The sequence below is a fragment of the Arthrobacter agilis genome, assembly GCF_002953615.1.
GTDB lineage: Bacteria > Actinomycetota > Actinomycetes > Actinomycetales > Micrococcaceae > Arthrobacter_D > Arthrobacter_D agilis_B.
In genome coordinates, this window is sequence record NZ_CP024915.1 from 2,244,291 (window position 1) to 2,250,058 (window position 5,768).

General features: G+C 70.3%; 8 protein-coding genes and 1 pseudogene. 8 read left to right on the forward strand and 1 reads right to left on the reverse strand.

The genetic code is table 11. From position 1 onward, the window contains the following. Positions 1-72: 72 nt before the first annotated feature. The 8 genes from CVO76_RS10960 to CVO76_RS10995 all read left to right on the forward strand — a co-directional run bounded on the left by CVO76_RS10960 (position 73) and on the right by CVO76_RS10995 (position 5,437). A complete protein-coding gene (locus tag CVO76_RS10960) occupies positions 73-795 on the forward strand; it encodes a DNA alkylation repair protein (RefSeq protein ID WP_208739262.1) in 723 nt (240 codons plus the stop codon). Between the two features lie 77 nt (positions 796-872). Further along, positions 873-1,802 (forward strand): alpha/beta hydrolase, encoded by a 930-nt coding sequence (locus tag CVO76_RS10965; protein ID WP_244185901.1) that lies wholly within the window; start codon positions 873-875, stop codon positions 1,800-1,802. Between the two features lie 84 nt (positions 1,803-1,886). Further along, on the forward strand, positions 1,887-2,498 hold the full coding sequence (locus tag CVO76_RS10970) for a hypothetical protein (protein ID WP_208739263.1): 612 nt from the start codon (positions 1,887-1,889) through the stop codon (positions 2,496-2,498). A 46-nt stretch (positions 2,499-2,544) separates the two neighbouring features. Further along, on the forward strand, positions 2,545-2,922 hold the full coding sequence (locus tag CVO76_RS10975) for a hypothetical protein (protein WP_244185903.1): 378 nt from the start codon (positions 2,545-2,547) through the stop codon (positions 2,920-2,922). Between the two features lie 120 nt (positions 2,923-3,042). Then, a complete protein-coding gene (locus tag CVO76_RS10980; RefSeq protein ID WP_208739265.1) occupies positions 3,043-3,387 on the forward strand; it encodes an ArsR/SmtB family transcription factor in 345 nt (114 codons plus the stop codon). Continuing rightward, positions 3,387-4,286: a cation transporter gene (locus tag CVO76_RS10985; protein WP_208739266.1), complete on the forward strand. Its 900-nt coding sequence runs from the start codon at positions 3,387-3,389 to the stop codon at positions 4,284-4,286. The genes CVO76_RS10980 and CVO76_RS10985 overlap by 1 nt, the downstream gene beginning before the upstream one ends. 87 nt (positions 4,287-4,373) lie before the next feature. Then, the gene (locus CVO76_RS10990) at positions 4,374-4,805 is read left to right on the forward strand and encodes a DsbA family protein (protein ID WP_208739267.1); all 432 of its coding nucleotides are present in this window, start codon (positions 4,374-4,376) and stop codon (positions 4,803-4,805) included. After that, on the forward strand, positions 4,802-5,437 hold the full coding sequence (locus CVO76_RS10995; RefSeq protein WP_208739268.1) for a vitamin K epoxide reductase family protein: 636 nt from the start codon (positions 4,802-4,804) through the stop codon (positions 5,435-5,437). Before CVO76_RS10990 ends, CVO76_RS10995 begins: the two co-directional genes overlap by 4 nt. A gap of 144 nt (positions 5,438-5,581) precedes the next feature. Here CVO76_RS10995 and CVO76_RS11000 read toward each other — a convergent pair. Then, positions 5,582-5,768: pseudogene (locus CVO76_RS11000) on the reverse strand (sugar ABC transporter permease); the annotation flags it as partial.

Consider the following 5,768-nt stretch of genomic DNA (forward strand, 5'->3'; position numbering starts at 1 on the left):
CCCGCCCCGTCCGCTCCGCCGCTGTGAGACCGCGACCCCGGGCTCTGGCGCGTCCGCCACGGGAGCGGGAGGATGGAACGACGACGAACGAGTGCAGGGGAGACCGGAGTGCCGGAGGTGACGGCGGGAGTGCCGACGGTGGCAGACGTGCTGGCGGAGCTGGCGGAGCTCGAGGACCCGAGGATCCGCGCGGTGAACGAGAAGCACGGTGACGACCACGGGGTGAACCTCACCTCGCTGCGCGCGCTCGCAAAGCGGCTGAGGGCGCACCACGATCTCGCCCGGGCGCTCTGGGCCACGTCGGACACCGCAGCGCAACTCGTGGCGCTGCTGATCTGCCGGCCGAAGTCCTTCGAGTACGACGAACTCGACGCCATGCTGCGCCAGGCACGCTCGCCGAAGGTGCACGACTGGTTCGTGAACTACGTGGTGAAGAAGAACCCGCACGCCGAACGGCTCCGCCTCGAGTGGACGGCCGATCCGGATCCCGTCGTGGCCAGTGCGGGCTGGGCTCTCACCAGCGAGCGCGTGGTCAGGAAGCCCGAGGGCCTCGACCTGCCCGGGCTGCTGGACACCATCGAGGCCGGCATGAAGGAAGCGCCGGACCGCCTGCAGTGGGCCATGAACCACACGCTCGCGCAGATCGGGATCGAACACGAGGCGCAGCGGGCCAGAGCCCTCGACATCGGGGAACGGCTCGAGGTCCTGAAGGACTACCCGACGCCGCCCAACTGCACCTCGCCCTTCGCGCCGAGCTGGATCACCGAGATGGTGAGCCGGCAGGAACGGGCCTGACCCGGCCGGTCCCCGCCTCGACGTCCTGCGGCAGACTGGTGGGAGCAACAATGGCCGAGCGAGAGGAGCGCCTTCCCGTGACCGTATTCCATCCGGACCTCGCCGTCGGACGGTGGATCCCCCCACTGTCCTTCGGACCGCGCCTGGCGCGTCTCGCCAACGTGCCGCGCAGGAGTGCCACCGACATCCCCGAGGACCTCCTGGTCGACGACATCGCCGTGCCCGGTGCCGATGGCGCGCCCGACGTGGGCGTGCGCCTGATCCGTCCGAGGACTCTGGTGGGAAGGGCACCCGCTCTGCTGTGGCTGCACGGCGGAGGCATGATCCTCGGGAGCAGTTCCCAGGACGATGCGACCAACTTCGCCTTCGCACGCACCCTCGGGATCACCGTCGCGTCCGTCGACTACCGGCTGTCGCCGCAGCACACCGCGCCGGCCGCCCTCGAGGACGCGTACGCGGCCCTGACCTGGCTCGCGGCCCACGCGGAGGAGCGGGGTATCGATGCCGATCGGATCGCGATCGGAGGACAGAGTGCCGGTGGAGGACTCGCAGCAGGTCTCGCGCTCCTCACCCATGACCGAGGCGGGGTGCGGCCCGCCTTCCAGTTGCTGGTGTACCCGATGATCGATGACCGGACCGTGGTGCGCACCGACGCGGATACCCGCCACGTGCGGGTATGGACCCCGGGGAGCAACCGCTTCGGCTGGACGTCGTACCTCGGCCGAGCCCCGGGCGGCCCCGGCGTGTCACCCTATGCGGCACCGGCCCGCCGGGAGGACCTCACCGGGCTGCCGCCGGCGTGGATCGGCGTGGGGTCACTCGACCTCTTCTTCGACGAGGACACGACGTACGCGGCGAGGTTGGAGGAGGCGGGCGTGCCCTGCGAACTGGTCGTCGTGGACGGCGCGTTCCATGGTTTCGACACGCTGTTCGCGCGGAAGGGAGTCTCCCGGAGGTTCTGGCGGGCCCAGGCCGATGCCCTGCGGAACGCGCTGTTCACCGGGTAGGGACGGGGCGGCGGGTGCGTTCCGAGGACTAAACTGGACTCGCCGGAGATCGCCGGTCCCGCACCCCGTCCAGAGAGGTCTTCGATGGCTGCTGCACCGCCCGACCCCGGCGCCGGGTCCGACGCGTCCGAACTGTCGGTCTGGAAGCCGTTCCTGGCCCGTGCCGGGGTGGGCGCCGTCTTCGGTCTCGTGACCGTCTTCTGGCGCGAACGCTCCACCCTGGTGATGTCCGTCGCCGGCGGGCTCTACCTCCTGCTCACGGGCGCGGCCTACCTCTGGACGCACCGCCTGCCATACAGGGCTTCCCGCACGCGGCTGCTGCCCGACATCGGTGGCGGACTGCTCCTCGGTGCGGGTATCGCGAGCCTCGTGTTCCTCGATGACCGCAGCTTCGCCTTCGCCGGCGCGGTTGCCCTCGTCGTCGCCGGCGGGGTCGAAGTGCTGCTCGGACTCACGGCCCGCGGTTCCGTGATGGCACGGGACCTCGTGATCGTCGGGACGGTGGCGGTCGTCACGGGCGCCCTGCTCCCGCTCGTCGAGCACCTCGGAGCCCATGCACTGCTCGGTGTGGCCGGTGGCGGGGCGCTGCTCACCGCCGTCGTGCTCGGGATCGCCGCCCTGAGCTACCGGCACGATTCAGCGCTGAGCGCACCGGCCACTTCCGGCGCCCGGGGCGAGCCGGACACCGTAAACTAGAGTCTCTACAGCTCGTAGAAATATTGCATCACCGGAAGGAGTGCCCGTGGCCAAGCGCCAGCCTGGGAAGCCCTCGCAGGGTCGATTCCGCCACGGCATCAAGGCACCGCTCGTGTTCTCGGCCGTCCTGGCCCTCGTGGCCGGGGTGGCGACGTCGATCTTCGCCACGGGAGGCGGCAGCAACGTGCTGCGCGTCGACCTCGGCCTCACGGCGGCAGGGATCGCGTTCATCGTCTCCCTCGTCATCTGCGCCATGCTCATGATGGCGGAGACCCCGAACTCCGAACACCTCAGCAAGGGCTCCGGTGTCAACCGCTCGTCGGCGAAGCCGGACCGGCAGGCGGCGCCCGCCCCGCCCGCCGCGGATCCCGGGCCCGACGACGAACCCCGCTACGGCCAGCGCCTGCCACGGCAGGACACCTGACCGACCAGCCTCCGTCGGGTCCCCGCCCGGATGCCGGCCGGCCGCCTCCCGCTGGGGCGGGACCCTGCCGGGGTTCCCACCCCGCACCAATCAGTACATGAGGTTATGTACTATTGGCGGATGGCTACGCTCACCCATCACTCGGTGCTCGCCAGGTTCGGCTACGCCCTCTCGGATCCGGTCCGCGCCCGCGTCCTGCTGGCCCTCCGGGATGCCCCGTCCTATCCGGGTGACCTGGCCGAGCTGGCGGGCGTGAGCAAGCAGCGGTTGTCGAATCACCTGACGTGCCTGCGCGGATGCGGGCTGGTCGTCGCCGTCCCCGAGGGGCGGCGGGTCCGGTACGAGCTGGCGGACCGGAGACTGGGGGACGCACTGACCGCCCTCCTGAGCGTCGTCGCGGTCAGCAGTTCTGCGTGCTGCTGCAGCGCTGACGAGAATCACGTCGACGGAAGGGCCTGCTGCTGATGAGCACTCACACGTCGATCGGGTCGGGCCGATCACTGCGACCTGCGTCGACCGCGGAGCGTCGCGTGATCCTGTCCCGGCGCATCCGCCTCTTCGTCGCCGCGACGATCACCTACAACGTCTTCGAAGCGGTCATCGCGATCAGCGCCGGCACGATCGCGTCCTCGAGCGCCCTGATCGGCTTCGGGCTGGACTCGATCGTCGAGGTCCTCTCCGCGGCCGCGGTGGCCTGGCAGTTCGCGGGCCGCGACCCGGAGGCCCGCGAGAAGACCGCGCTGCGCCTGATCGCGTTCTCCTTCTTCGGCCTCGCCGCGTTCGTCAGTTTCGACGCCGTCCGCAGTCTGCTCGGCGGGGCTGCGGCAGATCACTCCCTCGTCGGGATCGTCCTCGCTGCAGCCAGTCTCGCCGTGATGCCGTTCCTGTCGTGGGCCCAGCGCCGCGCCGGACGCGAACTGGGCTCCCGCTCGGCCGTCGCGGACTCCAGGCAGACCCTGCTCTGCACCTACCTGTCCGGCGTCCTGCTGGTCGGGCTGCTCCTCAACAGCACCCTCGGCTGGTCCTGGGCCGACCCGGTCGCCGCCCTGGTCATCGCCGCCGTCGCCGTCAAGGAGGGCCGCGAAGCCTGGAAGGGCGATTCCTGCTGCGCCCCGAGCCTCGGAAACCTCGGAGACGGCGGGAGCGTTGATACCGGGAGGGACACCTCCGACAACGGCCAGGACGCCTGCTGCAGCACCGACGGCACGACCGGTGCAGCCCCTCCAGCGACGACCACCCCTGCGGGACCTGCACCGTTGACAGTGACGGCCCGGCCCGTAGCGACCGGCGTCCGGGTGGGGGTTCCGGATGTCTCCGGCTCGAAGGCTGTCGGCGCGTCCTGCGCCTGCTGCCCGCACGAGTAGGGAGACGAACAGGCCCTCAAGCCACCGGTCCCGGCATCGTGTCGGACCGGGCACGAGAACGCATCCAGCCGACGAGGAGACACCACCGTGCCGACCCCCTTCCCCAGGACGAAGCCCAGGACGCCGACGGGCCTGAGCCTGCAGGACCGCATCACGATCGGGCTCATCGCCGCGGCGGCCGCTGTCGGAACCGCAGTGCAGCAGGGCGGGTTCAGGGACAGGCACGCGCGCATGGATGGGACGCAGGCGCAGTGGGGCCACACCGATGAGGATCGGTCGCCGGTCTTCCGCGGCTACGCCGAGGAGCTCGGTCTCGACCTGGCCGCCGTCGACGCCGCCGTCGAGGGTCCCGCGACGATGGAGCGCATCCAGAAGGACAAGGCCGACGGCATGGCGCCCGACGTCCAGGGAACCCCGGCGTTCTTCCTCGACGGCGGGAAGATCCAGCCCTCGAGCGGGGAAGAGTTCCGCCGGCTCATCGAGACCGCCATCAGCCAGGTGGAGCCGTCAGCGCAATGAACAACCTCTCCCGCGAGCGGTTCCCGAGCACGGCGGCGGGAGCGGACATCGACACGCCACCCTTCGCCCGCCCCCGAGCCTTCGGCCTGCTCCTCCTGGCCACCGGCATCACCGGCTGGATCGCGGCCGCCATCCTGATCCTCGAGAAGCTTCAGCTCCTGCAGGACCCGGACCACGTCACGAGCTGCGACATCAATCCCTGGGTGTCCTGCGGACAGGTCATGGAGACCTGGCAGTCGGAGCTCTTCGGCTTCCCCAACCCCTTCATCGGTCTCGTGGGTTTCACCGTCATCATCACCACCGGCATGGGCCTGCTGGCCGGTGCCCGGTTCGATCGCTGGTACTGGGTGGGCGTGCAGGCAGGTGTCACGCTCGGTGTGGTGTTCGCGGCCTGGCTGTGGAGCCAGGCCCTGTTCGAGATCTACGTCCTCTGCCTCTACTGCATGATCGTCTGGGCGGCGATGATTCCCCTGTTCATCCTCACCACCGTCCGGAACATGGTCCACGGCGTCATCCCCGCACCCGTCGCCGTCACCCGATGGCTGGCGGCATGGGTGGGTCCCGTCATCGCCGTCACCTACATCGCCGTCGCGGCCTCCGTGTTCTTCCGCTTCCTCCATGTCTTCATCTGAACCGCCCCCGCAGGCGGACGGCGGGGAGGGTGCGCTCGGTAGGGCCCGGTCAGGGCCCTGTGGACCCGTCCCGCCGGTGCATGGAGTGATGGCGGACGGGTGGCGGCCCCGAAGGATCCGCCACCCGTCCACGAGTACGCTGCATCAGCGGCCGGTGCGACGCTTGCTGTAGACGTCGAAGGCGACGGCGAGCAGGAGGACGAGTCCCTTGATGACCTGCTGCCAGGCCGCGTCGACGGAGAGGATGGACAGCCCCTGGTTCAGGACGCCCATGACCAGGCCGCCGATCACCGCGCCCACCACGGTCCCGACGCCGCCCTGCACAGCCGCA

What these genes read in the sequence shown, in the direction of transcription:
- CVO76_RS10960 (WP_208739262.1), top strand. Translation starts at nt 73, where the DNA reads ATGGAACGACGACGAACGAGTGCAGGGGAGACCGGAGTGCCGGAGGTG.
- CVO76_RS10970 (WP_208739263.1), top strand. Translation starts at nt 1,887, where the DNA reads ATGGCTGCTGCACCGCCCGACCCCGGCGCCGGGTCCGACGCGTCCGAA.
- CVO76_RS10980 (WP_208739265.1), top strand. Translation starts at nt 3,043, where the DNA reads ATGGCTACGCTCACCCATCACTCGGTGCTCGCCAGGTTCGGCTACGCC.
- CVO76_RS10985 (WP_208739266.1), top strand. Translation starts at nt 3,387, where the DNA reads ATGAGCACTCACACGTCGATCGGGTCGGGCCGATCACTGCGACCTGCG.
- CVO76_RS10995 (WP_208739268.1), top strand. Translation starts at nt 4,802, where the DNA reads ATGAACAACCTCTCCCGCGAGCGGTTCCCGAGCACGGCGGCGGGAGCG.